The organism is Shewanella sp. SG44-6, from assembly GCF_014164185.1.
Classification (GTDB): Bacteria; Pseudomonadota; Gammaproteobacteria; order Enterobacterales; family Shewanellaceae; genus Shewanella; species Shewanella vesiculosa.
On the sequence record NZ_JACJER010000033.1, the window covers coordinates 14,439 to 39,714 of the forward strand.

General features: G+C 42.2%; 21 protein-coding genes. 8 read left to right on the forward strand and 13 right to left on the reverse strand.

Going from position 1 to position 25,276, the window contains the following annotated elements; all coding sequences use genetic code 11:
* Positions 1-2: 2 nt before the first annotated feature.
* Both H5185_RS08115 and H5185_RS08120 read right to left on the reverse strand, forming a co-directional pair.
* On the reverse strand, positions 3-1,634 hold the full coding sequence (locus H5185_RS08115) for a DHA2 family efflux MFS transporter permease subunit (RefSeq protein WP_182741788.1): 1,632 nt from the start codon (positions 1,632-1,634) through the stop codon (positions 3-5).
* Between the two features lies 1 nt (position 1,635).
* Positions 1,636-2,730 (reverse strand): HlyD family secretion protein, encoded by a 1,095-nt coding sequence (locus H5185_RS08120; protein WP_182741789.1) that lies wholly within the window; start codon positions 2,728-2,730, stop codon positions 1,636-1,638.
* A gap of 96 nt (positions 2,731-2,826) precedes the next feature.
* Here H5185_RS08120 and H5185_RS08125 point away from each other — a divergent pair, with 96 nt between their 5' ends.
* Both H5185_RS08125 and H5185_RS22915 read left to right on the forward strand, forming a co-directional pair.
* Complete coding sequence (locus H5185_RS08125) at positions 2,827-3,765, forward strand: LysR family transcriptional regulator (protein WP_182741790.1); 939 nt, start codon at positions 2,827-2,829, stop codon at positions 3,763-3,765.
* A gap of 267 nt (positions 3,766-4,032) precedes the next feature.
* Positions 4,033-4,155 carry a hypothetical protein gene (locus H5185_RS22915; protein WP_011635985.1) on the forward strand — a complete coding sequence of 41 codons (123 nt, stop codon included), beginning with the start codon at positions 4,033-4,035 and terminating at the stop codon, positions 4,153-4,155.
* A 123-nt stretch (positions 4,156-4,278) separates the two neighbouring features.
* Here H5185_RS22915 and H5185_RS08130 read toward each other — a convergent pair whose 3' ends face one another.
* Positions 4,279-7,452 (reverse strand): TonB-dependent receptor, encoded by a 3,174-nt coding sequence (locus tag H5185_RS08130; RefSeq protein WP_182741791.1) that lies wholly within the window; start codon positions 7,450-7,452, stop codon positions 4,279-4,281.
* Between the two features lie 294 nt (positions 7,453-7,746).
* Here H5185_RS08130 and H5185_RS08135 point away from each other — a divergent pair, with 294 nt between their 5' ends.
* Positions 7,747-8,553 carry a S1/P1 nuclease gene (locus H5185_RS08135; RefSeq protein WP_182741792.1) on the forward strand — a complete coding sequence of 269 codons (807 nt, stop codon included), beginning with the start codon at positions 7,747-7,749 and terminating at the stop codon, positions 8,551-8,553.
* A 127-nt stretch (positions 8,554-8,680) separates the two neighbouring features.
* Here the strand turns inward: H5185_RS08135 and H5185_RS08140 are convergent, their stop codons facing one another.
* Positions 8,681-10,186: an SO_0444 family Cu/Zn efflux transporter gene (locus H5185_RS08140; protein WP_182741793.1), complete on the reverse strand. Its 1,506-nt coding sequence runs from the start codon at positions 10,184-10,186 to the stop codon at positions 8,681-8,683.
* Between the two features lie 2 nt (positions 10,187-10,188).
* Positions 10,189-10,650, reverse strand: a complete 462-nt coding sequence (gene zntR, locus H5185_RS08145) for a Zn(2+)-responsive transcriptional regulator (RefSeq protein WP_124017274.1) — start codon at positions 10,648-10,650, stop codon at positions 10,189-10,191.
* A gap of 328 nt (positions 10,651-10,978) precedes the next feature.
* Here zntR and purH point away from each other — a divergent pair, with 328 nt between their 5' ends.
* The 4 genes from purH (at position 10,979) to nhaC (ending at position 16,409) form a co-directional block, all read left to right on the forward strand.
* The gene (purH, locus tag H5185_RS08150) at positions 10,979-12,568 is read left to right on the forward strand and encodes a bifunctional phosphoribosylaminoimidazolecarboxamide formyltransferase/IMP cyclohydrolase (protein ID WP_124017273.1); all 1,590 of its coding nucleotides are present in this window, start codon (positions 10,979-10,981) and stop codon (positions 12,566-12,568) included.
* Between the two features lie 212 nt (positions 12,569-12,780).
* Positions 12,781-14,082, forward strand: coding sequence for a phosphoribosylamine--glycine ligase (gene purD / locus H5185_RS08155; RefSeq protein WP_182698420.1), 1,302 nt, complete (start codon positions 12,781-12,783; stop codon positions 14,080-14,082).
* A 256-nt stretch (positions 14,083-14,338) separates the two neighbouring features.
* Positions 14,339-14,557 (forward strand): hypothetical protein, encoded by a 219-nt coding sequence (locus H5185_RS08160; RefSeq protein ID WP_182698421.1) that lies wholly within the window; start codon positions 14,339-14,341, stop codon positions 14,555-14,557.
* A 352-nt stretch (positions 14,558-14,909) separates the two neighbouring features.
* Positions 14,910-16,409 carry a Na+/H+ antiporter NhaC gene (gene nhaC / locus H5185_RS08165; protein ID WP_124017270.1) on the forward strand — a complete coding sequence of 500 codons (1,500 nt, stop codon included), beginning with the start codon at positions 14,910-14,912 and terminating at the stop codon, positions 16,407-16,409.
* On the opposite strand, the gene H5185_RS08170 is transcribed toward nhaC, so the two are convergent.
* The 6 genes from H5185_RS08170 to hemE all read right to left on the reverse strand — a co-directional run bounded on the left by H5185_RS08170 (position 16,406) and on the right by hemE (position 22,315).
* A complete protein-coding gene (locus H5185_RS08170) occupies positions 16,406-17,746 on the reverse strand; it encodes an FAD-binding oxidoreductase (protein ID WP_182741794.1) in 1,341 nt (446 codons plus the stop codon). The two genes, nhaC and H5185_RS08170, sit on opposite strands and share 4 nt — an antisense overlap.
* A 40-nt stretch (positions 17,747-17,786) precedes the next feature.
* The gene (locus H5185_RS08175) at positions 17,787-18,344 is read right to left on the reverse strand and encodes a GNAT family N-acetyltransferase (RefSeq protein ID WP_124017268.1); all 558 of its coding nucleotides are present in this window, start codon (positions 18,342-18,344) and stop codon (positions 17,787-17,789) included.
* Positions 18,345-18,982: 638 nt separating this feature from the next.
* Entirely contained in the window at positions 18,983-19,330 is a 348-nt protein-coding gene (locus H5185_RS08180; protein WP_182698425.1) for a hypothetical protein, read from the reverse strand.
* A 295-nt stretch (positions 19,331-19,625) separates the two neighbouring features.
* Complete coding sequence (locus H5185_RS08185; RefSeq protein ID WP_182741795.1) at positions 19,626-19,973, reverse strand: hypothetical protein; 348 nt, start codon at positions 19,971-19,973, stop codon at positions 19,626-19,628.
* A 6-nt stretch (positions 19,974-19,979) separates the two neighbouring features.
* On the reverse strand, positions 19,980-20,981 hold the full coding sequence (locus H5185_RS08190) for a hypothetical protein (protein WP_182741796.1): 1,002 nt from the start codon (positions 20,979-20,981) through the stop codon (positions 19,980-19,982).
* A gap of 269 nt (positions 20,982-21,250) precedes the next feature.
* Positions 21,251-22,315, reverse strand: coding sequence for a uroporphyrinogen decarboxylase (hemE, locus tag H5185_RS08195; protein WP_182698426.1), 1,065 nt, complete (start codon positions 22,313-22,315; stop codon positions 21,251-21,253).
* A gap of 454 nt (positions 22,316-22,769) precedes the next feature.
* Between hemE and rsd the strand changes: the two genes are divergently transcribed.
* Positions 22,770-23,237: a sigma D regulator gene (rsd, locus tag H5185_RS08200; protein WP_124017266.1), complete on the forward strand. Its 468-nt coding sequence runs from the start codon at positions 22,770-22,772 to the stop codon at positions 23,235-23,237.
* 87 nt (positions 23,238-23,324) lie between these two features.
* Here the strand turns inward: rsd and H5185_RS08205 are convergent, their stop codons facing one another.
* Positions 23,325-24,374, reverse strand: coding sequence for an MJ1255/VC2487 family glycosyltransferase (locus H5185_RS08205; RefSeq protein WP_182741797.1), 1,050 nt, complete (start codon positions 24,372-24,374; stop codon positions 23,325-23,327).
* A gap of 100 nt (positions 24,375-24,474) precedes the next feature.
* Positions 24,475-24,990 carry a phosphatase PAP2 family protein gene (locus H5185_RS08210; protein ID WP_182723352.1) on the reverse strand — a complete coding sequence of 172 codons (516 nt, stop codon included), beginning with the start codon at positions 24,988-24,990 and terminating at the stop codon, positions 24,475-24,477.
* Positions 24,991-25,276: the final 286 nt, after the last annotated feature.

Sequence of the window (25,276 nt, forward strand, 5' to 3'; positions counted from 1 at the left end):
GATTAATGTATCTCACTAGGCTCATCTGATGGGCTTTTTTCTGGGGGTTTTCGAATAAATAATACTGCAAAGACTGCGATAAAAAGAAAACATGCCATAATAAAAAACACATCATTATAGGCTTGAATATACGCTTGTTGTGAAATGGTTTTAGCAAGTAAAGCATAAGCTTGCGAGTTAGCGCTTACAGCGTCCGAGCCAGCAGTTTGTAATATCGAGCTGGTGTGAGCGATATAATTATAGGCTTGCGAACTCACGGCGGGTAACGTTTCTTTTATGTGTGCCAAATGCCCCCTTGCGAGGTTATCGGTTAATGTTGCCACCAAAGCGATACCAAACGCCCCACCTAAATTACGCATCACATTGAGCACAGTCGATGCCGAAGCATTTTCATGTGGTTTTAAATGCATGGTCGCCAAAATACCAATAGGAACTAAGATAAACGGTTGCCCCAAGGCGCGTACTATTTGCGAGGTAATCATCTGATCGCCCGCATAATCAAGAGTCATATTGCTATTCATGTAATAACTGGTGGCAAATAAAGCGAATCCAAGTGCCGCCAAATAACGCGGATCAAACTTCTGCATTAACTTAGGCACTAAAGGTAGCACCAGTAATTGTGGAAAACCCATCCACATAATGACTTCACCTATTTCTAGCGGAGTGTAGTCATGAATTTGTGATAGATATAAGGGGATCATGTAAATGGCCCCAAATAATGCCATACCGAGTAAAAAGTATGCCACGGTAGACAAGGCAAAATCACGCTGAGCAAGCAGACGGATATTGACTAAGGGTTGTGCTTTACGTAACTGAATCCAAATAAATAGACTGATATTAATGGCGGCAATTATCGCGAGGTTACGAATAAGATCTGAACCAAACCAGTCTTTACGATTGCCCTCTTCTAGCACCACTTCTAGGCAACCCATACCCAGTGCCATCGTCACAATACCGGAATAATCAGCATCTTTTAACTTTTCCCAAATAATGGGTTTGCGCTCTAAACCATAAGCTAACATCGCCATTACCAATAAGCCTGGCGGAACATTAATATAAAATAAATAATGCCAACTAAATTGCTCAGTTAACCAGCCTCCCAGCGTCGGCCCAATAGAAGGGGCAAATGTGGCCGTCACCCCAAACAAAGCCATACCCATAGCACGTTTATTGTCAGGTAAGCACTCAAGTATGAGTCTAAATGCTAACGGAATTAATGCTCCACCGAAGAACCCCTGCAAGGCACGAAAAGCAATCATCGACTCAAGGTTCCAAGACAAAGAACATAATATCGATGCCAAGATAAAAGCCGCTGTGGTCCAGAGTAAATAACGTCGAGTCGATAATCCGGTACTTAACCAACCCGAAAGGGGAATCGCGATCATCTCTGCCACTAAATAGGCGGTAGCAATCCAACTGCCCTCCTCTAAAGTGGCGCCTAAACTACCTTGGATCTCTTTCATCGACGCATTGGTGATTTGAATATCCAAAATCGCCATAAATGCACCAATTAGGCCGCCCGCAACGGCTATCCAAGATCGGACACTACCACGCTGGTACCCAGTCGGTTTATCATCCTGTTTACTAGCAGAGCTAACTTCAGAGGCATTTACCTCTGCAGTTGATTGACTCATATTAATGCCCTGCTGCCGCTAACGTGGTTTGATCAGCGGACGACTTAGCCAGCGCCTGAGATTGAGCAGCAGATTCAGTATCGACTTCAACCACCGCACTCAGTCCAGGCAAAATACGTCCGATAGCAGATGAAGACGGCTTTCGTTCAAGCCGAATGCGCACCGGAATACGTTGAACAATTTTAGTAAAGTTACCGGTCGCATTTTCTGCAGGTAACAAGCTAAATTTAGAGCCCGATGCTGGAGCTAAGCTGTCGATAAATCCACTAAACACCTCATCAGGATAGGCATCTAAACTGACGTTAACGCTTTGTCCGGCTTGCATGTGCTCAATTTGAGTTTCTTTAAAGTTAGCCGTTACCCACACTTGAGTATCTGGTACTAAACTAAACAATGCCTGTCCCGGTTGAACATACTGGCCTACCATGGCACCACGCTTACCTATAATACCTGAAAATGGCGCTGTAACGCGTGTATCAGCCAATTGAATATTGGCTAATTCGACACTAGCCTCAGCCTGCTTAACATCTGCTTGCACTTGCAATAGCTGAGCGTTAAACACTGATAATTCACGCTGTTTAGCCACCAATGCAGCTTGAGCTTCATCGACATGTGCCGAGGCAGAATCGAAACCCGCCTGAAGTTGGTCAACATCATTTTGTGAGCTGTAATTACTGACTTTTAATTTTTGTGAACGTTTTAATTGTTGCTGGGCGATTAACTGTTCAGACTGTGAGGCCACAACAGCAGCCTTAGCCTGATTAATTAACGCTTGCTGCAAATCAACCTTCGCCGCCAAGGTTTGCAAGTTAGCTTGCGAGCTGGCTAATAAGGCTTTACTTTGGGCTAGCTTGGCAACAAATTGGCTATCTTCAAGTTGAGCCAATAGTTCACCTTTGCTGACATGTTGATTATCTACCACGGTAGACTGGACAATATAACCTGGCACTTTGACACTGATATTAGAAATATCGGCCTCGACATAAGCATTATCCGTTGATTCTATAAATCGAACTTGTGACCACCAATAAACACCGGCAACAACTAATACAAGGATAATACTTGGCACTAATACTAAGCGCTTATTGATAGACATGTTTGACTCCTAATTTATTCTCGCCTAGTTTACTACTGTTTCCTTTAGTTTATTAGATAGTAAAAATATAACCCACTGTTCCACAGGTGTAACAATATGGATCTAAATCGTGTACAAATTTTCTCACAGGTGGTTGAACAAGGCAGTTTTACTGGTGCAGCCAAAGCTTTAGGGATCACCAAAGCCACAGTGAGCAGAAAGGTTGCTGAACTCGAAGCCGATGCCGGTGTGCTATTACTATTTAGAACCACTCGATCATTAAAACTGACCGAAGCGGGTTCGAGTTATTACCATCGCATCAGTAAAATTTTGCAAGATTTACAAAATGCCGAAGACTTACTCAGCGCAAGCCAACAAGACATTAAAGGCAATTTAAAAGTAATTTGTCCTATCGAGCTAGGTCAGTTATATCTGGGGCGGATTCTTGCGCGTTTTTTGGCGACTTATCCCAACATTACCATTGATGCAGAACTGACTAACCGCAAAGTGGATGTAATAGAAGAAGGCGTCGATTTCTTATTTCAAATTACCGAACAACACGATCCAAAGCTGCAAAGTTACTCTCTGGTGACCGCAAGCAGACAATTAATGGCAAGTCCAAGTTACCTTAAACGTCATGGAACTCCCGCAACACCGCAGGACTTAATGAATCATACTGCAATCAAGCTTCAATCGGCCCATATTGATGGTGGCTGGCGTATTTTTGATGGCATCAAATGGCTAGATCTGGATCCACCAGCACAGCTGAAGGTCAATAATGTTACCTTTGCCCGAGAGGCAGCCATTGAAGGCCTAGGTATTACCGCGGTACCGGTTTTTATTGCTCAAGAAGCTATTGATAGTAAGCAACTACTGCCAGTATTAGAAGATTTCCCCATGATGCAAACTAAGGTCACACTCAGCTTTCCTAAGCGAATATATCTCCCACGAAAATACCGAGTATTCATCGAATTTTTATATGATGCCCTGTTTCAGCGTTGGGGAGATGGTGTGCTGGAAATCCCCGACTTTATAGTACAAAACAATCATAATTAAAGATGAGTTTTTAAGCACAAAATAATCTATAGGATATATAGATATTTTTAACTGACTAGGTGCTAGTATCAACTCAATAAAGTGATTAATTGAGATCATAGAGGTCAGCTTTCGCACTATTAATTCGCAATATCAATGATAAGTTTGGTTCAGGAAATTGTTCAAAGGCTAGGTAAGTATTAAGCGACTGATCCATTGTCTGCTGCAATACTAACCACACACATTACATTTATTAGTCACGCATAATGCGCGCTAGGAGCTATACAAATGAGCAAAGAACGTAATAATTCAAAAGAAGCGAAGAAAAAACCGGCATTATCTTTAAAAGAGAAACGTGCAGTTAAGCAGTCAAAAAATTCACCTGAAAATTTTGCCAGCAAGATCAAATAATTTATGCGTCGTTTAACCTATAAATAGCTTGATGCAGGCATGCTGAGCACATAAAAATACCGAGCTAATTGCTCGGTATTTTTTGTTTAGCGCTTATTTATTCGCGCCCTGCTTAACAGATGGCTAGAACTTGTACTTCACGCCCACTTTAAGCTGCCAAGCTGATTTGTTGATGTCATAAGTATCGTAATTGTTAGTCTCAATACCATCTTGGCCAAATGGAACAGAATAAGTATAAACTCCCGTCGTCGCATTGTAGTCATGATCAACTAACTTAGCATTATTAAAACTTTGGTATTCAACCACGCCCCAATCTTCATTAACTAGGTTAAGTACGTTTTTGATATCAAAGTATAAAATACCTTTATGCTCGTCAGTAAATCCTGGCAACTCTTGCGTAAAGCGGAAGTCTAACTGATGTATCCATGGCTGGTTGTCAGTACCTTTTGGTGCTATACCACCGGCATATTGGCCTAAACCAATTTCATCAATAGCCGCTTTAAACTCCTCATAAGTTAATCCACCCGCATACTCAACATTGGCATCATCAGCACCCGTTGGAATGTAAGGTAAGTAATATGATGCGCCTGCAAACTTACTTTGATCACCTAAATTACCATCACGATATGAACCTAGTGTCCAGGTTAATGGGTTACCTTCACGAGCTTCGTAGAATAAGTTAAAGCTAGAGTTATAACCTGCAACAAACTCTACATCATAACCCAAGCTAAAGGTGAAGCGATGCGGTGTTTCATAATAGCCAGTCCCCATAGTGGTGCCATTACGATCATATTGTACTGGAGTATATTGGTAGTTAGACGTTGCAGTAGAAGATGAACCTTGGTTGCCTTCTTCAACTGAGTTATATGCATAGCCCGCACGCATGCTAAGGCCCATATCCCACTCTTTGGCAATCGAGAAACTTAACGTCTTACTTGAACCATCTTCTTCTGCATTAGTTAACATGAGGTCATAACGCTCGGTATTACCACCAGCACCATTATTGGCTAATGGGTCCCATGTTTCGTATACCACACGGCCAGTGGCATCGGTTTTCACTTGGCGACGGGCTAAATCAACCCAAGCTAAGTCGTTTTCTTTTTGAATGTATAAAAATTCACCACCCACAAACCAATTATCACCTAAAGCACCTAAATCCCATGTACTGTCAAAACCAATACTTGCACGCCAGTCAGAAGGTAACTCAAAGTTAGGATCGATGGCATTAACATTACCGTCCCCGCCGACTAACCCCGCTTGGGCATCAGCTGGGACATTACCAAAATCTGGGGTGCCCCAAGCTGGGTTCCAACCGTCGTTATAGCTTAATAAGCTGTTGCCATCATTTGAAAAACTATTTGAAATCCATACTGATGGCGAGCCACCACTGTAACGACCCACACCACCGTATAGGGTCACATCATCGCTTAACAGGTATTTAAGCCCTACGCGAGGTAACCAAATATCTTGGCCATCTAAGGTTTCGTTGTTAGCAAAACCATATCGATTAACAAAATTTTCATTTATGGCTGGTTTATCTGACATGCTAATGGTTTCATAACGCATGCCAAACGTGAGTTCTAAATCGGCCGTAATATCCCATGTGTCTTCAACAAATAATGCCAAGGTGTCCATGTTAAAATTGGCACTTACATCATTTGGATTACCTGAAGTTGCATTTTGATAACGGAAACCATCGACAGTCCCTGTCGCTAAGTTATCAATAGAATCAAACTCCCAATTACCCAACACATCTTGAGCAAATAAGTTAAATATTTCGACGCTATTGTATTGAGCACCAAAGCCAATATCATGATCGCCTAAGTAATAGTCGCCCACAAAACGTAGCTCAAGATTTTGGTTATTTAATTCATTTGCTTGGCGAGAACTGTCAGTACCAAAAATAACTTTATCACCTGACTTTTCGAAAGTTTGTACCGACACCATACCAATGCCTAAGTCATCAATGGTTTTCGATTTAGTGGTGGTATCTTTATAAGCAATTTTGATCTCAGTACTAAAATCGTCAGTCCAATCGCTATATAAGTTTGCCGCGTAGGTTTCTAAAGTCTCTTCTTTATCATACCAAGTGCTTGATAATTTTAATGACGAACTATTCGATGACATGTTGTTAGTTAAATTACCGACGGTTGATTGGTAAGTAAAACTAGCACGGTGTTGGTCATTAATATTCCAATCCACTTTAGCTAAGATTTTTTCATCTTTTTCTTGAGGTGAGGTGGTGTAACCGCCAATGCTATCAAGACCATAAACAGACTGGGCAATTTGCTCAATTCGAATAAGCTCTTCTGAAGTCACATCTGACTCATTGGCAAAACCAGCGCCCTTTGGCCCCCACTCAGCTGATTTTGGCGCATCAAAGTTTTCATATGAGCCAAAGAAAAACAGGGTATCTTTAATTAGAGGGAAGCCAACCGTGCCACCAAATGTGGTTTCTTCAAAATCTTGGGTTAAGGTGTCACCAGAGTCTTGGTCTTTACCATCACCAGCCATACTATCGTTGGTGGTTTCCCAAAAAACCGTACCAGATAAATCATTGGTACCAGACTTAGTGACCGCGTTAATTTGCGCGCCCGTAAAGCCACCACTACGAGCGGAATAAGGCGATACGTTTAGGGCAACACTCTCTACTGCGTCGATAGAAATAGGTGAACGCTGAGTTGGATAGCCATTTGAATTAAGACCAAAATCATCGTTTTGAGAAATACCATCGACGACGAAAGTGTTAAAACGTGGATTCATGCCTGCCACGCTCATTGAAATACCGTCAGTGCCCACAACAGCCATTGGGTTTTGGCGTAATACATCTTTTAAATCACGGCTAATACCGGGTGCATTAGCAATATCTTGCTCACCAAAATCACTGTTACTGCCGGCGCTTCGATAATAACTCGCATTGCCAACGACACCTACACGCTCCATCGCAGAAATGGCCTCTAGCGTGCGGTTAAAACGGAATGTTTCGCCTAATCCTAAGTAGACATTGTCTTCAACTGTGTCAGCAAACACATCAGAATCAACTTTGATAATATAAGGACCACCGACACGCAAACCGCGGGCAGTAAACTGCCCGTTGGCACTCACAGGAACTTCAGTAACAGTTCCGGTTGGCTGGTGGATAATAGTAATTTTTGCATCAGTCACAGCATTACCCGCAGGACCTATAATCTGACCACGAATATCAGATGCGGTATCGGCCGCCATTGCAGGTAGAGCAATTCCCATAGCAAAACATGTCGCCAGCGCGAGACGACTCATCTTATGATTAAGCAACATTTCAAACCCCTGAATATTTTTATATTTTAATGTTTAGTTACCCGTTTATCGGGCTTGGTAAATCAATAGAGCAAAAACTTCAGGGCGAAGTCTAAGGTCGATATGTTGCATTTTAATGTCATTTTTAAACGAAAAAATCCACAGAAAAACAACTTTGGAGTAACACATAAATGTCATATTGTTGCTATATAGTCGCGACTCGAGTCTGTGTCACGACATCAAAATCATCTCGTATGCTGGCACATTAAAGACGCGCTTCTTGCTTTAGAAACAATAATGAATTGGAAATTTTTTATGAAATCGTCTGTTTTACTGAATAACATGTTATTGCTGGTGAGCTGTGCTTTGTTCACCTTAACATTCAGCCTCCCAGCCAAAGCATTTGGTCAATTAGGTCACAGAATTATAGGCCAAATCGCTCAAGCCAATTTGTCCCCAACGGCTCAACAGCAAATAAACCAACTGACAGATGGCGAAGGCTTAGCACAAATGTCGACTTGGGCAGATGAAATCCGCTCCGATAAGACTTGGGATCGTGCTGCCCCATGGCATTACATTTCAATTGAAGACGATGAAACATGGAAGACCGTTAAGCGTAATCCTGATGGCGATATCATCGAAAGTTTACAACGCTTTGAAAAAGTATTAGCGAACCCTAAAGCCAGCCAGCAAGAAAAATGGCAAGCATTGGCATTTTACGTACATTTTGTTGGCGACATTCACCAACCGCTACATGTGGGTCATAGCCATGATAAAGGTGGCAATACCGTTAATCTGAAGTGGTTCGGTGAACAAACAAATTTGCATACAGTGTGGGACAGCAAACTAATAGAACAGCAGCAGTTAAGCTATACAGAGTACAGTGATTTTTTAAAGCGTATTAACGAGCAACAACGCCAAAAGTGGATAGGTCAAAGCTATTACCAATGGGCAGATGAGTCAAAAGCATTAAGGCAAGGTGCTTACCAGCTCGAACAGAATTATCAAGGTGAAGACGATTTACGTTTTAACTATGTATTTACCAGTAAACCAATTATCGAGCAGCGATTGCAGCAAGCAGGCATCAGATTGGCAGAAAAACTCAATGCTATTTTTAACTAGCGCTATTACTAGTTGTTATCTTTATTGTGGGCCAGCAATGTTTTAGCTTAATAAAAAGCCAGTGATATTTATCACTGGCTTTGTTATGTACTTAACTCACTTTAGTTAACCTATTTGGCGTAACAGATTACGAGCAACAACCCTTCTCTTTATGGCCTTTTGGGATCATGTCCCACAATACTTTGGCCATTAACACCGCAAGCACAATGCCAGAAACAGCCACGATGCCTTGAGGTAATAAGGCATGCTCTTGGCCAATTTGCGGCATCACTTCAAAACCAAAGGTATCGACTAAATAATTGACTAATATACCGAAGACTAATGCTACACCAATCACGCCACCTAGATAGCCATATAATGCGCGCTTACCTAGCTCTTTAGTCACCACACCTAAAGTGGCAATATTGGTCGCAGGCCCCGCCATCATAAATACCAATACTGCACCTGGTGATACCCCAGCCAATAACAAACCAGCAGCAATGGGGGTTGAAGCAGTGGCGCAGATGTACATCGGGATCGACACCAGTACCATCACTAACATCGCCAGAATACCGTCGCCCCATTTGACTAAAAAGTCCGCTGGGACATAAGTTTGCACTAAGGCTGCAAAAAATAATCCGACTAATAGCCACAAAGTTGTGTCTTTAACTAAATCTGTTGCGGCGTAATGCAAACCCGATAACACTCGGCTGAATACGCTGTTGTGCTTCAATTCTGTTGCCATATCTTGGGTCGAAGCGCAGCAACTGGCTTGATCACTGCTTTCACTTGGCGCCTGGCTTTGCGCTTTAGAGGCGCAACAACTGCTTGCTGGTGTCACTTCAGCTTGCGGTTCAATTTTGCTACTGCAACAGCTTGATGTAACCGTTTCAGCTTTTGTCTCGTGTTTTACTTCATCTTTTACTGTCGCGCTGCAACAGCTTGAGGGTATAGATTCAATGGGTTTATCAGCGGCTTTAGAGGCACAACAGCTCTGCTTTACTTCTGCAGTATTGGTTGAAAATGAACGTGCTGGCGCCATCTGGCTCAACACAGACTCAGGCTTAACTGATGCAGAGTTAATCGCCGTCATTTTTACGCTAGCAGTTTGCATTGTACTAGCAGGGGTTTTATGTGTTGATGTTGTTTCAGGACTAGGCGTTGATTTAGAGCCACAACACGATGAAACCGCTTTGGCACTTGTTGAGGCATCTGTTGCCGTTTGCCCTTTTGCAGATGCTGATGCTGGAATACCGTCATCGTCATCACGGCCGACTAACAACCCCGCCACTATCGCACTGGTAATCGCCGCAATCGGACGCACAATAGCCATAAAAGGCCCGAGCAAAACATAAGATACGGTAATAGAGTCAACGCCAGTTTCTGGGGTCGATACTAAAAAAGAGGTGGTCGCCGCTTTTGAGGCGCCAGCTCGACGCAAACCGACTGCAGCAGGAATAACACCACAGGAACATAAAGGCAAAGGCGCGCCTAATAATGCCGCCTTCACCACGGTTTTCATTCCATGGCCACCGAGTTGCTTTTGCATCCATACCATAGGCACAAATACTTTTAATAGCCCAGCAAGCACTAGACCCAGTAACAACCACGGAGCAGACTCTAAAAATAAGTGCAGAAAATTGGTCAATAACATGCCTAATCCTTATGACCTGGTTGAGAAAAATGATGATGTTCTTTTTTAGCAATAATGTGTTTGTCTGACGACTCTAACGCTTCAAGTATTGAGCAATGCTCAGCACTATCAGGTCCGCCACAGCAGGTATTCGATAAACTCTTCAGTGAAGTGGCAAAATGTTGTAGCTCAGCTAACTTGGCTTCGACTTGCTCAAGCTTAGTATCGACTAAGCCTTTAACATCAGCACATGCGCGGTTTGACTTGTCCACTTCAATAGACAGTAAATCGGCAATTTCATTAAGCGAAAAACCAACCGCTTTAGCACGTAAAATAAATTTAAGTCGCTCAGAATCACTACTGTTATAGAGTCGATAACCGGCATCTGAACGGCTTGATGGTGATAATAAGCCATGTTTTTCGTAAAACCGTAATGTGTCAGCCTTAATGTCGTACAAGGCAGAAAGTTCGCCTATTCGATACATATCGTCACCGCCGCTTGAGATAATGAAGCCATCAATCTAGTGTAGATTTTACCCGAGTATAAACCTTAGAGTTTAATCCAAGGTCAAGGGTTGTTTAATGATTATGTTTGCGTATCTTTGTTCTTATTTCAATATTGTGAAATCACGTAGAAAAAACACCTTAAAGAAGCGGATTACGATAAAATACGTCCGCCTGATCACAACACAGTCGGCCTAGAAGGTATTAAGCAATCGTAAAAACACTATGAGGGACTTTGGTAAAGCAGACTTAGCCTGATTCTGTTTTACGAAAGATCCTTAAAATCAAACTAGTGGACCCTGTACCTACATGAATAATGTCAGACCAATTCGTCGCGCGCTATTAAGCGTATCAGATAAAACTGGAATCCTTGAGTTTGCACAAGCGCTGCATGCACAAGGTGTCGAACTCCTGTCTACGGGCGGTACTGCAAAACTACTTGCAGACAACAACATCCCGGTAATTGAAGTTTCTGACTACACAGGTCACCCAGAAATTATGGATGGTCGTGTTAAAACCTTACATCCAAAAATTCACGGCGGCATTTTAGCGCGTCGTGGTATCGACGAAATCGTCATGGAACAAAACGCTATTAAGCCTATCGACTTAGTTGCTGTTAACTTGTATCCATTTGCAGAAACCGTTGCAAAACCAGGTTGTACCTTAGCGGACGCTGTTGAGAACATCGACATTGGCGGCCCAACTATGGTGCGTTCAACCGCGAAAAACCACAAAGACACTACGATTGTGGTTAATGCAAAAGATTACCGTCGCGTCATTACAGAAATGCAAGCTAACAACGGCAGCACCACGCTAGCAACGCGTTTTGACCTAGCGATTGCCGCATTTGAACATACCGCAGCCTATGACGGTATGATTGCTAATTACTTTGGCACTATGGTTCCGGCGCACAGTAACGACGAATGCCATGACGACTCAACGTTCCCACGGACGTTTAATTCTCAGTTCATTAAAAAGCAAGATTTACGCTACGGTGAAAACAGCCATCAAAAAGCGGCGTTTTATGTTGATACCCAAATTGATGAAGCTTCTGTTGCCAGTGCGATTCAGTTACAAGGTAAGGCACTGTCTTACAATAATATCGCCGACACAGACTCTGCCCTTGAGTGTGTTAAAGAATTTGAAGGCCCTGCCTGCGTTATCGTTAAGCATGCTAACCCTTGTGGCGTTGCATTAGGCGCTAACTTGTTAGAAGCTTATGACCGCGCATTTAAAACCGACCCAACCTCAGCGTTTGGTGGCATCATCGCCTTTAACCAAGAGTTAGATGCTGACACTGCGCAAGCGATTGTTGACCGTCAGTTTGTTGAAGTAATTATCGCCCCGAAAGTGAGCCAAGCTGCTCGCGATATTATTGCCGCTAAAGCTAATGTGCGTTTACTCGAATGTGGCCAGTGGAATACCAAAACCACAACGCTCGATTACAAACGCGTTAATGGCGGTTTATTAATACAAGATCGCGACCAAGGCATGGTCGACTTAGCCGACGTTAAAGTGGTATCTAAGCGTCAACCCACTGCTGCAGAATTAAAAGACTTAATGTTCTGCTGGAAAGTGGCTAAGTTTGTTAAATCAAATGCTATTGTTTATGCCAAAGACGGCATGACGATCGGTGTGGGTGCAGGCCAAATGAGCCGCGTTTACTCAGCTAAAATAGCGGGTATTAAAGCTGCCGATGAAGGTCTAGTGGTTGAAAATTCAGTAATGGCATCAGATGCTTTCTTCCCATTCCGCGATGGTATCGACGCGGCTGCCGCGGCTGGTATTAGCTGCATTATCCAACCGGGTGGTTCTATTCGCGATGAAGAAATCATCGCTGCAGCAGACGAGCACGGTATGGCCATGGTATTTACTGGCATGCGCCACTTCCGCCACTAATAAATGCAAATATGGGTATCGCTTATCAATCTTGCTTTGCTAAATGTTTTTGTAAAAGTAGATAACAAGCGATACTTTTTAAATTTTGTTTAAACGAATTAGAGCGTAGCTATTTTTTTCTAGTTCAATGAAAGCACGCGCAGCTTATAAGGATAAGTGAGCATGCTTGAAGCAGAAATAGAGAACATAGCGCAGCTATAAAAGGATTAAAGATGCAGGTACTTATAATTGGTGGCGGCGGTCGTGAACATGCTCTAGCTTGGAAAGCCGCTCAGTCTGCTCAAGTTGAAAAAGTTTTTGTTGCACCCGGTAATGCCGGTACTGCCTTAGAACCAAAATTAGAAAACGTTGCCATTGATGTAGAGCAAATTGACGCCTTAGTCGCCTTTGCCCAAGATAACGCTATTGCAATCACAATTGTCGGCCCAGAAGTTCCATTATCGTTAGGTGTCGTTGACGCTTTTAATGCCGCTGGTTTAGCGATTTTTGGCCCAACTAAAGGCGCTGCGCAGCTTGAATCTTCAAAAGCCTTCACCAAAGACTTTTTAGCCCGTCATCATATTCCTACAGCTGAGTATTCAAACTTTACTGACATTCCATTAGCTAAAGCGTACGTGACTGAACTGACGAGCAAAACAGGCTTTCCAGTTGTGATTAAAGCCGACGGTTTGGCTGCGGGTAAAGGGGTGATTATCGCCGCAGATCAAGCCCAAGCTGATGCCGCCATTGATGACATGCTAGCAGGCAATAAGTTTGGTGATGCTGGTTCACGCGTGGTGGTTGAAGAATTTTTAACAGGTGAAGAAGCCAGCTTTATCGTCATGGTAGACGGCAAAAATATTCTTGCTATGGCCACCAGCCAAGACCATAAAGCCCGAGATAATGGCGACTACGGCCCTAACACTGGCGGCATGGGTGCATACTCACCAGCTCCAGTGGTAACACAAGCTGTACACGACTGGACTATCGCTAATGTTATTCGCCCAACGGTTGATGGCATGGCGGCTGAAGGTAATGTCTATACTGGCTTTTTATACGCAGGTCTAATGATTGCACCAGACGGTAGCGCCAAAGTGCTTGAGTATAATTGCCGGTTTGGTGATCCTGAAACCCAACCGATCATGATGCGTTTACAGTCCGATATTGTGGAGCTTTGCTTAGCCGCGACTCGTGGCGAATTAGACAAAGTCACTGCAGACTTCGACCCACGTGCGGCAGTGGGTGTTGTTATGGCTGCAGGCGGGTATCCTGACGCGTATAACAAAGGCGATGTGATTGACGGCTTAACCCTTGGCGATACTAACGGGAAAGTGTTCCATGCAGGAACCTGCATCAAAGACGGCCATGCAGTGACGAATGGTGGCCGCGTGTTATGTGCTACCGCATTAGGAAATACCGTCACTGAAGCACAAAAAGCGGCTTACGCATTAGTGAATACCATCCACTGGGATGATGTCTATTTCCGTACCGATATTGCTTATCGCGCAATAGCTCGTGAGCAAGCTAAAGGCTAAATAGCGAGTATCATTTAGCCCATTATAAAAATCCCTGTGATGGCAACATCTCAGGGATTTTTCATTATTAACAATGTTGTGCGAAAAATTAATTACTGTTTAGATTATCCATCATCAGCCATTTTTTTGATTTAGATCACAAAAACATCTTATCCCATGGCGCAATCTACTAAGTCCAAAGGAGTGTGATGAGCTTTTCAGCTCTTTCAACTTCTGTACTTTAGATAGCCTATTCATAAAGATTTTGGAGGATTAAATGAAATTTTCTAGCGGCGACCTGATTTATCAAGGTGAAAAATCAGGGGTACACAACTGGAATACCGTGTCAGGAACCTCTTTTTATTGGCATCCTGATTGGTTACATATTGCAGAAGACATGACAGGTCACAGCGCGACAGCAAAACTTGATGTAGTCAAAGGAAAGGCGACTAAAGCAGATGCTGAAAAGACCATAATAAGTCATTTAAATAAATAATCTGTATCATAGCAATACTGATGTATTGCCCATATCGCTCTATTAACGCTCTTCGTTTCCATGAGGATACGTCTGGTAACACCAGGTATCCTCAGCGGCTATTTATTCACACCAAACCTTATATATCACATATATAACCACACAAAGTACTTAACCAAGCACACTCATAGTTAACCGTAATAAAACCCCATTATAAAAATCCCTGTTAAGCCCAACAATGTTCGACTTAACAGGTATTTTTATGTCAGGATGTGGACCTGTTACGAATAAGTTACCAACCTATTACGATAACACTTAGCCAACTCACACGAATGAGATATTGGTCAAAAATAATAACAACAAGGGAAGTACTATGTCTCAATCGGCGCCACAAAACCCATCTCCATCCGAGCACAAAAAACCTACTTTATTCGATGCTCTTATCCCCGTTTTTGCGCTAATTATTATGCTCGCGGCGGCAGTGTATCTTTTTTCATCAGACAGTTCCTCTGGCGCTAACCAAATTGCCCTAGTACTGGCGGCGTGTATTGCGATGATTATCGGTTATAAAAATGGTTATAGCTGGAATCAAATGGAGCGCGGTATTGTAAAAAGTATTGGCGTAGCCACAGGCGCATTGCTGATTTTATTCAGCGTGGGGTCACTGATTGGTACCTGGATTCTCGCTGGTACAGTACCGACGATGATTTATTACGGTATGCAAATCCTTAACCCTGATTATTTTTACACCGCCTGCTGCTTACTGTGTGCAGTAGTCGCGCTGAGTATTGGTAGCTCTTGGACAGTAGCCGGTACGCTTGGTATTGCCTTGGTGGGAATTTCTTCAGCGATGGGATTAGATGTTAATATCACTGCTGGCGCTATTATCAGTGGCGCTTATTTTGGTGACAAAATGTCGCCAATGTCAGACACCACCAACCTTGCTCCAGCCGTTGCGGGTACGGATATATTTAGCCACATTCGCCACATGACGTGGACCACTGTACCCAGCATTATCATTGCACTTATTGGTTTTACCTTTTTAGGCCTGACCGCAGATGCCGCACCAATTGAAAACCAACTAACCGATACTCTGGCATTACTGGATCAAACTTATCATCCTGGAATGCATTTATTAATACCATTATTAGTGGTGTTATATTTAGCGAACCGAAAAATGCCAGCATTTCCAACGGTCATATTAGGCACCTTGGCGGGCGCGGTATGTGCAGCGCTATTTCAGTTTGATAACGTGATAGCCTTTGTACACGATGACACCTTGCTACCCATTGTCGCCCTTGTGAAAGGTATCTGGATAGCCATGTTTGACGGCTATGTTGCTAACACTGGTGATGCTGTATTAGACAGCTTATTAAGTCGCGGCGGCATGAGCAGTATGGTAACGACAGTATGGCTCATACTGTGTGCGATGGCCTTTGGTGGCGTGATGGAAGTGACCGGATTATTAAGCCGCATTTTAGAAAGCATTCTTACTGTAGTAAGCGGTACCACCAGTTTGATCATTACCACTCTGGGAGTGTGTATTGGCGCTAACATCATTACTGCAGACCAATACATTGCCATCGTACTGCCGGGCAGAATGTTAAAAGTAGAGTACACTCGCCGTAAATTAGCCGCAGTTAATTTAAGCCGCACACTAGAAGATGCTGCAACAGTTACCAGCCCACTAGTGCCTTGGAATACCTGTGGCGCATTTATGGCAAGTACCCTAGGTGTTGCAACTATCGCTTACCTACCCTATGCCTTTTTTAACCTAGTTTGCCCATTGGTGAGCGCTTCTTATGCTTATTTTAATTTTAAAATTGAGCCATTAGACGAAACTAAAATCAGCACAGGTGAAGTGGTCGGTTAACCAAAGCGATCTTTTAACCAGCCATAATGATAATAACCCCATTGCCCAAGCCGCCTTGCTTGGGTAAAGGGGAATCTCGGCAGTGGTTGCTGATACAAGGGTAGATTGGGCAAGGCTTCACCGGCAATACTTTGCGCTAAGCGATACGCAGCTTGGCTACTAAAAGACACTCCAGCACCGCAATATCCTAGGCTATATCCCACACCACCTTTGCTATACACATGAGGCATATCATCCATTGCGGCAGCAATCCACCCGGTCCAGTTATAGGCAATGGCTTTATTAGTTAAGCTTGGAAAGCACTTATTTAACGCCATTTTTAAACGCTCGCCGTAAACAGGGTTAGCAGCATCTTTACCCCACACCGCGCCTCGGCCACCAAACAATAAACGGTTGTCGGGTAATAATCGGTAATAGTATTTTAAAATACGGGTATCCATGGTCACTTGATGAGTATGTAAACCCGCTTCTGTAAGCTCTTGAGCGGTAAGCGGCTGGGTCACAATAACATTGCTTAGTATTGGTAAAAACTTATCGTCTACGCGGTGATTAAACCGTTTAGGTGTATAAGCATTGCCAGCCATGATCACTTTATTGGCAACCAGTTCCCCACTGTCGGTGATCAGACGATGTTTGCCGCCCTCTTCAACCCAATCTAACACGCACGACTGTTCAGAAATCGTCACCCCTAGAGCTTGCACCATCGCTTTATAACCGAGCAGTAACTTTAACGGATTGACCCCAAAACCGTCTTTTAGGCGAAGCGCACCAAAAGCTTGATGATGATCTAAATACTGCGTCCGAAAGTCTTGGCTTGAAATAAATTCAGCGCCTGAATCTTGGCTACTTGCTAGGTTTTGTTGAATATAATTGGCGGCATTTTGCAGCGACACTAGCGCCTTGGGATTATGCGCCACTTTTAAGTATCCCGCCTCTTGCGGTTCACAAGCAATACTGTGCTGTTTTATCAGACCATCAACTCTAGCCACTGCTTGAGTAAACTCATCATATATCCCCTTAGTCGTCGCTAAGTCCCAACGCTGAGTCATTGCCGCATAACCTAAACGACCCGAGCCTTTTAATACAAAACCGGCATTGCGGGCACTGGCACCAAAACCGACTTGGTTGGCCTCAAGTACATGGCTATCAATATTGAATTCGGTTGCTAAATAATACGCCGTTAATAAGCCGGTATAGCCGCCCCCGATAATGGCTACATCAGTTTTTTGGCGGCCCAATAATGGTGCCGTCGGCTCGGGTAATGCTTGGGTGCTTGCCCAATAACTGGAGGCGAACTGTTGCTTATTGGGGTGAGAATTAATCAGCGGATCGTACATATTAGTCTTCTTTTTTTATTATTGATTTAGACAATAGACATTAAAATACCAGCAACATTTCACAGGCAACACAGTGACAATCTTCACCACATAACACGCAAATATAATCTTCGCCCATATAACGTTGATGCCAACGCTGAGGATGTTGTTTGATCAGCTTACCACCTGCCTTGGTAAAATAACGCACCGCAGCATTATTTGGGCTTTGCTGCCATAAATGACTTACTCCTGCCTTAGCGCCTTGTGCCATGACTGCCGCTTTAGATGCTGCTAACAACTTACCACCAAGCCCTTGACCGCGGCCAGATTCAGCAATGGTGTTTGATTTGAAATAACACACATCATTAAAATCAACGCCCCATCGATCAACAGTGCACCATTGATCTTGCGGCCATTGTCCTGCGGCATACGTTAACCGAAAGCCAATAAGTTGTTCATTTTCAAGTGCGACAAAATTGGCATTAATGCCCTTTTTTATCCCTTTATGGTAAATAGCTGTTAGTTCAGCCAAATCCATATAGCCACTTCCGTGGACGATTTCACCTAAGTTGATCACCGCGTCAAAGTCAGTGGCAGTAAGCTCTCTAATCATATTCATTTTATTATTTTGAGTGTTAACACACTTTAGCACACGCCTATATTAGCGGCTACGATGTTAAGCCTTTGTAATAAATTGGCAAAAATTAGTTGAGACTCCTTATTCATACGGGTCGCAATTAAATAAAGAATTTTGATTATGATCCTATACTAGATCATCCAAATCCATGACAGCTTGAACATTGGCCAGCAAACATCTACAGACAAAGTTTTAGAGTTTACCTCTCTTGAACATGGCCAAATAGGCTCATAAATTGGCCGTTTATACCCTACGTTACACTCCCGCAGGATGCCAAAGTCAAATAATCAATGCACTCCACAATGGTCAAAAATACTTGTTCGTGCGCGACTCTATCGCAGGTATACCATTGATACTCTTAAACAATTGGCGATAATCACATTGTCGTTTAACGCTAATCAAAGCATGCCACAACTCGGCGTCTGGATACCATCATCAGACAGTCATTAGGCTTATTGAAATATAATTGGAATAGACAGTCAACTGAGTGTAGGCAGTGAATTTAAGATAGAGCTTGGAACGCAGAGTTAGAGGTTGAATTTGTTGAGATTGAAAACATGAGGATCTCAACACTTTTAGTTGAATATAAAGGTACTTATAATAAATGAATTTCTCGGGCTCTAATTGGGACCAAATATAAAGTAGCCAGCCATTACTGGTATTAATATAATGACAAACGAGCACATAAAATATATAGCTCTTTTTTTATCACTTTTAGAAGTAAACTTCTGAACAGAATCTTCATCTATAGCTTGTGCAGCCTTTACTTTAACCGGTAAGAGCATTGCTACAGCATAACTCGGAATTCTCATCCCCATATTATCCCATTCCGGTATGCTTCCACCTGAAGCCTTAATTTTCTTCTCTATAGGGTGGACGGTCATTTGCGCAAAAACCAAATAAGCTATAAAGAAATTGACTAACGGAATACAGCAACACAACCAAAATATACTTTCATAATTTTCCATCATCAATTACCAATTACTGCTTGCATCATAAAGTTTACCCGTAATTTTTTTACCTGCTGTATCGAAACCCAATCCAACAAGGAAACCAACAGAAGCGGCTGCACCAACACCAATCACAATAGCCCATCCAACTGGTGTAAATGCTAGCGCAATACCAACTCCAATGCTATAAGCACTAACTGCTGCGACAGTTCCAGCGCGAAACCTCCAGAAAAAACCAATCTGAGTTGAACAAGTGCTTAAGCGGAGCCACTAACCATTGCAGTAAGCATATAAATTTCTACCTGTTTAGTTTTTAGTTTTCGTCAAAAAAAAGCGAATAGAATATTGCAAATAATAAAAAAATAACAAGAGAAGTTATAGTATAAATAGCTCTGATACGATCATTTTTAGTTGCAAATTTTCGTACCGAATTTTCATCCACCATTTGTGCAGATGTTTCTTTAATACTATATATCAAAGAAAAGGCATAACTCGAGATACGAATTCCCATACTGTCCCATTTGGGTAATTCTCCTCCTGAACTCTTAATTTTTTTCTCTAAAGGATGAACAGTCAATTGTGCAAATATTAGTAGTGATACACCAAAGTTTATCATTACTAAAACACTGATAATTACAAATAGATCTTTATACTCAAACATTTAAAATCACCAGCCACTGCTTAACTCATAAACAGATCCTGTTATACCTTTCCCAAACTGGTCAGCTAAATAACCAGCTAAAAATCCAGCAGATGCTCCCACTCCAACACCAATAACCACAGCCCATCCTGCGGGCGTAAACGCTAATGCAATTCCTACCGCAACGCCATAAACACCAGTTGTTGTAGCAGTTCCTGCAGCAAATCCCATAGAAAAACCGACAGTTTCTTGCAAAGCCTGTTTTTCCCAATTACCGCCGCTCTCAAAGGTATCCCTTACTCCTGTCGCTCGAGAGTGAACATCCAGCAGTAATAGAGCATTACCACCAAATTTAGCTGCGCCAGCAAATTTACTTAATGATCTTAGTTCTTTTGCAGACGAAATTTGAATCGGTTTAGTCGTTCTAGCACTTTTGGCCTGATTAAGGCCACGATCAGCATTGTTCCAAATACTCGCCTTACGAGCTCTTGAGCTAGCTAGTCGTTTTGAAATTTCATTGTGAAACTGTGTATTTAACCTACTATGTAACTGCCGCGCCGTTTGTTCAAACTTAAGGACTTCTAGCTTTGGCATTTTTGAACGGTAAGCATTACGCACGTTTTCAAGCGCCATTTGGTATTCTTTTATTACGCTTTGTAATTGTGATAAATGATGACCCATAGCACCGATGGATGCTCCCATCATTGCTTTATTCTGCTCTGCAAAAAAATCTTTTGGTAAACTATCTAGCTGTTGATCATAGAAATCAGATAATGCTAATAGCATATCAGGCCCAACAGCTGCATTAACCTGCGCAATGGTTTGTCTTTGATGTAATGGTTTAGTTTTAAATTTACCTAATTCATTATTCAATAAATGGTCTTGAGTATATGCCGTTTTAAAACTATCCATGAAGTTAACTTGTGGAACACCTGGAGCCTGAAAAGTTGCTTCTAAGATTGATGGTGGTGTATTAGAACTAAGACCTGTTATCCGCCCTTTAGGGCAAATACAAATTTCAATTGGCATAATATCTTCCTTGATTAATTAAGTGCACATTTTAAATAAACGTTATGTTTGAACCACAATCTATAGCTCAAATGTAATTACGGATAATTTTATTATGTTTAACCTTTTCGTTCTATAGTCATAAATAACTATGATAAAAGCAGGGCCTACTCAAAAATGATAAGTATATTTTAACTGGCAATGTTAGAAAAACATCAAACAACTTTTAATTTTGGCAACAAAAAAGCGAATCCGAAGATTCGCTTTTTTTGTTAGTCAGTACCACTAAATTACTTGTGGTATTTACCAGACAACTCATGCACAGAATTGATAAATGCACCTGCATGTTCAGGATCAACATGTTGATGAATGCCATGGCCTAAGTTAAATACATGGCCAGTACCTTCACCGTAACTTGCTAGAATTTGATCAACTTCTTGATGAATACGCTCTGGCGTAGCATACAACATTGATGGGTCCATGTTGCCTTGTAAAGCCACTTTATGACCTACGCGGCGACGAGCATCACCAATATCAACAGTCCAATCTAAACCTAATGCATCACAACCGGTTTCAGCCATAGACTCTAACCATAATCCGCCGCCCTTAGTGAACAAGGTAACAGGCACTTTACGGCCGTCAGCAAAACGGGTTAAACCATCAACAATTTTTTGCATGTAACGTAATGAGAACTCACGGTAAGCGTGATGCGATAATGCACCGCCCCACGAGTCGAATATCATTAACGATTGTGCGCCGTTAGCCACCTGAGCATTAAGATATAACACTACTGAGTCTGCTAACTTGTCTAATAACATGTGCAATGCAGCAGGTTCAGCATAGGCCATACGCTTAATTTTTTCGAAGGTTTTGCTTGAACCACCTTCAACCATATAAGTGGCTAAAGTCCAAGGTGAACCAGAGAAACCGATTAATGGCACTGAACCATTTAATTCACGGCGAATGGTGCTCACAGCACGCATTACATAACCTAGCTCGTCTTCTGGATCAGGAATAGATAATTTTTTAATGGCATCAATTGTGTCAGTTGGACGCTCAAAACGAGGACCTTCACCCGCTTCAAAGTACAACCCTAGGCCCATTGCATCTGGCACAGTCAGGATATCTGAGAATAAAATCGCAGCATCTAAATCATAACGACGTAATGGCTGTAATGTCACTTCACAAGCGAGTTCCGCATTACGACATAACGACATAAAGTCACCAGCCTGGGCACGAACTTCTTTGTACTCAGGTAAATAACGGCCTGCTTGACGCATCATCCAAACTGGAGTGACATCGACTGGCTGCTTTAGCAACGCACGTAAATAACGATCATTTTTTAATTCTGCCATGTGGACTTTGTTCCTAGACTGTTATGATTTCTGCTGGGCGTTAGTTTAGCACTTACGCGATTAATGTAACCACTGATGCCGAATTTATGTGAGCTAATCCTAAATCTATTGGCGATTTTATTAGCACAACCGCCCTTGTGCTCACAAAACGCACAACTCTGATGTGTAAATCGCAATTTATCGGATTAAAAGTTGCGTCGAGTTATCGGGTTTGGTATAAAAAGTGTGCGCTAGCAAGAACAATCAAGAAGCCCGACACATCGAGCCTTTGAAAACTTAGTTACCCCGTGATGGCATGCCCATCACGGGGTTTTTTATGAGTGTGGTTTTAATATCTGATGTCTTTTGCACAAAAATGGCTTATTCCTAGGCAAATAAAATAAAACAGTTGATCGTTATATACTTTGTCCAATACATTAGTTGTTATAGAAAAACGGCTAATTAGAGAGAAAACATGCTAACTAAATTAGAAAAAGCAGAGAAACGCTGGGGTGGTTCTCATAATTTGATCGACCAATGGATTAATCATCGCCGTAAATTATTGATCCAATATTTTATCGTTGCAGGTTTAGCACCCTATTCTCGTAGCGAAAAATCACTTCCTAGCATGGATCAAGTAAAACAGTTTTGCGCTCAATTAGTTGATTATGTTTCGGAAGGCCACTTTGAGGTGTACAACAATGTTGTTAAAGCCTGTGAAAAGTTTGGTGAAGCCAGTATAGAAACCGCTAACGGCTTATTGCCAATGATAAGTGAAAGCACTGACATCGCATTAGACTTTAATGATAAATATACCGATGCGGTAGACGAGCAAGTATTGTATCAACTCGACAACGATTTATCCCATTTGGCACAAGCAATGGAGTCACGTTTCGAATTAGAAGATGAGCTAATAGAACTTCTATACCAACGCCTTCCTTAAGTAAAATGGTTGCTTAAAAGTGCGACGTTTACGCACTTTTAAATGCCGTGGGAATTTTACCACAACAAGTTTATATTACTGCCAATATTATTGACGCTTACGCCAGTTTTCAGGTATCTCAACTTGTGACCATAATTGTTGACATAACTCTTGCGGTTGCTGCCAATCCCCCATTTTTATCCACTTAGCCAATGCATCTCCTATTTGCGGATACGCGATAGGCTTAGGCGATGGACTTTTCAACCAGCGTTTCAGCACCACAGGATCTAACGTTTGCATACTATCTGCGGCGGCGAGTAATTGTAACGCTGCAACATTGGCTGATTGCTCATACTGTCCCTGTAGAGGTTTAACTAATAATTTCTTACCTAATGTCATCGCTTCACTGGCTAACTCAAAACCAGCATTACCCATAACGCCACCGCACTGCGCCATGTGCTGCTTAAAACCATCGCGATCAAAGCCATGCCAATGAATGTGATCCGACAACGGTTTCAAAGGTTGTGTACTGTGATAAACAAAAAAGTGGTATTGATCAAAGGGTGCTAAAAATTCAGCGACGCTATCGGCATCCTCAAACGGTAAATACACCAGAATTTGATGACTATGATCGCCGCCATTGGGTGAGACCTCAACAAAAGGAGGTAAAATAGGAAAGCCAAAGTGATGCCAGTGACAGCCTAAAGCAATATCAACTGGAGCAAAATGTTTTAGTAAATACTCATTAAACCAGCTATTACCCTGTTTAGGCACAGGATATTGTAATGCCGCCTGATGACTAATGGCAATTGATGGAACATTTTGTTGCTTTGCAGCCCAGGCACTCACGGGTTCAAAATCATTCAACACTAAATCATAACCTGATAAATCTAACTGTTTTATCTCAGATAAGATTGAGGTTTTCATATTGGACATGACCGTTTTTGCAGTATTAACACGGCCACTTTCAGTCACAAATGTCATACCACTTCGAGTCTGATAATCGTCAAAGCATTGCATATCGAAATAATGTTGGGGTGCGCGACCAGAGAATAAAAAATCAACATCAATATTCTGTTGCTTAAGCGCTTTAGACATCACACGAGCGCGACTGATATGGCCATTCCCAGTGCCTTGAACTCCGTACAAAATTTTCATGTTAGCTCACTTTCCTTGACGGCTTATTAATTAAGATTGCAAGACGCTACACTGGTTATCACATACGCTGTGGCACTATGAAGGATTACCATATATGTCGCTATAATATGAATTGTTCAACAAATAATACGCTTGCGATCCCTAACCCTGCTCCAGCAATAATATCCATAGGGTAGTGCACTCCAAGAGAGATACGTGAAATGCCGACAAAGCACGCCCAGGCAAAGGCTACTGGGGCCAAGGCAGGAAAAACCACATTGATAACACTAGCAAACAAAAATGCACCTGCGGTATGCCCCGAAGGTAAACTAAATTTGTCTGAAGGCTCATAACTTGACGTAAAACCGGCTAATGCGTGACATGGACGATGACGTCGAATAGTATTTTTCAACAATAAATACAACGGAAATTCAACCACAAAACTGCCAAGTGCCAAATTAAAAAAATGCTGCCCATTTGGATGAAGAAATAATAATGCGACAGATAGATACGCATAATAATGTCCATCACCTGTTGCTGACACACGCTTAGCCGCCACATTTAAGCCGTTATCTCGGCTAAATTGTACAATCCAATAAAAACAATATTTATCTAACTGACTGATACTCATCTTCATGTTTGCCTCCATGCCAAACGTCAGCAATATTATTGCGCTAATATTAGTCTGACTAAAGTTATGTATTTGTTAACAGTCTGAATAATAGAGTGAGGGAATGAACGCGAGGTGACAGTTAGCCTAAGGTTTTGTGACAGCTGAAATGAATCAACTGTCTGCTGGGATATGTTAGATCATCGCTAGTCAAGATGAGCGTCGTCAAAGTGTGTTGGACTATGCAGCTAACTAATACAATCAATAGCAGATGATTAATTCCCATAAAAATACCCCCGCATACAAGTATGCG

What these genes read in the sequence shown, in the direction of transcription:
- H5185_RS08115 (WP_182741788.1), bottom strand. Translation starts at nt 1,634, where the DNA reads ATGAGTCAATCAACTGCAGAGGTAAATGCCTCTGAAGTTAGCTCTGCT.
- H5185_RS08120 (WP_182741789.1), bottom strand. Translation starts at nt 2,730, where the DNA reads ATGTCTATCAATAAGCGCTTAGTATTAGTGCCAAGTATTATCCTTGTA.
- H5185_RS08125 (WP_182741790.1), top strand. Translation starts at nt 2,827, where the DNA reads ATGGATCTAAATCGTGTACAAATTTTCTCACAGGTGGTTGAACAAGGC.
- H5185_RS22915 (WP_011635985.1), top strand. Translation starts at nt 4,033, where the DNA reads ATGAGCAAAGAACGTAATAATTCAAAAGAAGCGAAGAAAAAACCGGCA.
- H5185_RS08130 (WP_182741791.1), bottom strand. Translation starts at nt 7,452, where the DNA reads ATGTTGCTTAATCATAAGATGAGTCGTCTCGCGCTGGCGACATGTTTT.
- H5185_RS08135 (WP_182741792.1), top strand. Translation starts at nt 7,747, where the DNA reads ATGAAATCGTCTGTTTTACTGAATAACATGTTATTGCTGGTGAGCTGT.
- H5185_RS08140 (WP_182741793.1), bottom strand. Translation starts at nt 10,186, where the DNA reads ATGTTATTGACCAATTTTCTGCACTTATTTTTAGAGTCTGCTCCGTGG.
- zntR (WP_124017274.1), bottom strand. Translation starts at nt 10,650, where the DNA reads ATGTATCGAATAGGCGAACTTTCTGCCTTGTACGACATTAAGGCTGAC.
- purH (WP_124017273.1), top strand. Translation starts at nt 10,979, where the DNA reads ATGAATAATGTCAGACCAATTCGTCGCGCGCTATTAAGCGTATCAGAT.
- purD (WP_182698420.1), top strand. Translation starts at nt 12,781, where the DNA reads ATGCAGGTACTTATAATTGGTGGCGGCGGTCGTGAACATGCTCTAGCT.
- H5185_RS08160 (WP_182698421.1), top strand. Translation starts at nt 14,339, where the DNA reads ATGAAATTTTCTAGCGGCGACCTGATTTATCAAGGTGAAAAATCAGGG.
- nhaC (WP_124017270.1), top strand. Translation starts at nt 14,910, where the DNA reads ATGTCTCAATCGGCGCCACAAAACCCATCTCCATCCGAGCACAAAAAA.
- H5185_RS08170 (WP_182741794.1), bottom strand. Translation starts at nt 17,746, where the DNA reads ATGTACGATCCGCTGATTAATTCTCACCCCAATAAGCAACAGTTCGCC.
- H5185_RS08175 (WP_124017268.1), bottom strand. Translation starts at nt 18,344, where the DNA reads ATGAATATGATTAGAGAGCTTACTGCCACTGACTTTGACGCGGTGATC.
- H5185_RS08180 (WP_182698425.1), bottom strand. Translation starts at nt 19,330, where the DNA reads ATGGAAAATTATGAAAGTATATTTTGGTTGTGTTGCTGTATTCCGTTA.
- H5185_RS08185 (WP_182741795.1), bottom strand. Translation starts at nt 19,973, where the DNA reads ATGTTTGAGTATAAAGATCTATTTGTAATTATCAGTGTTTTAGTAATG.
- H5185_RS08190 (WP_182741796.1), bottom strand. Translation starts at nt 20,981, where the DNA reads ATGCCAATTGAAATTTGTATTTGCCCTAAAGGGCGGATAACAGGTCTT.
- hemE (WP_182698426.1), bottom strand. Translation starts at nt 22,315, where the DNA reads ATGGCAGAATTAAAAAATGATCGTTATTTACGTGCGTTGCTAAAGCAG.
- rsd (WP_124017266.1), top strand. Translation starts at nt 22,770, where the DNA reads ATGCTAACTAAATTAGAAAAAGCAGAGAAACGCTGGGGTGGTTCTCAT.
- H5185_RS08205 (WP_182741797.1), bottom strand. Translation starts at nt 24,374, where the DNA reads ATGAAAATTTTGTACGGAGTTCAAGGCACTGGGAATGGCCATATCAGT.
- H5185_RS08210 (WP_182723352.1), bottom strand. Translation starts at nt 24,990, where the DNA reads ATGAAGATGAGTATCAGTCAGTTAGATAAATATTGTTTTTATTGGATT.